Annotated in this window: 1 CRISPR repeat array. The window is 60.5% G+C overall.

The annotated features are described in order from the left end of the window. A CRISPR array of direct repeats spans window positions 1-290; the repeat unit is 28 nt; unit sequence TTTCAACACACAGCCGCCTGAAGGCGGC. The last annotated feature ends 1 nt before the right edge of the window (window position 291 follow it).

Consider the following 291-nt stretch of genomic DNA (forward strand, 5'->3'; position numbering starts at 1 on the left):
TTTCAACACACAGCCGCCTGAAGGCGGCTGGGCCTGCCATGCTGACGGCGTGGGGCGCGGCATTGTTTCAACACACAGCCGCCTGAAGGCGGCTGGAACCGCAATCGGCGCGGCGGCAATGGAGAACCTGGTTTCAACACACAGCCGCCTGAAGGCGGCTGGCGAAGAGTTGACCATCATCGGCTCGAACGCAATGTTTCAACACACAGCCGCCTGAAGGCGGCTGGTTGCCAATTACACGCACGCGAACACAAACCCAATGTTTCAACACACAGCCGCCTGAAGGCGGCT

Source organism: Neisseria sp. HMSC068C04 (genome assembly GCF_001810105.1).
Lineage (GTDB): Bacteria > Pseudomonadota > Gammaproteobacteria > Burkholderiales > Neisseriaceae > Neisseria > Neisseria flavescens_B.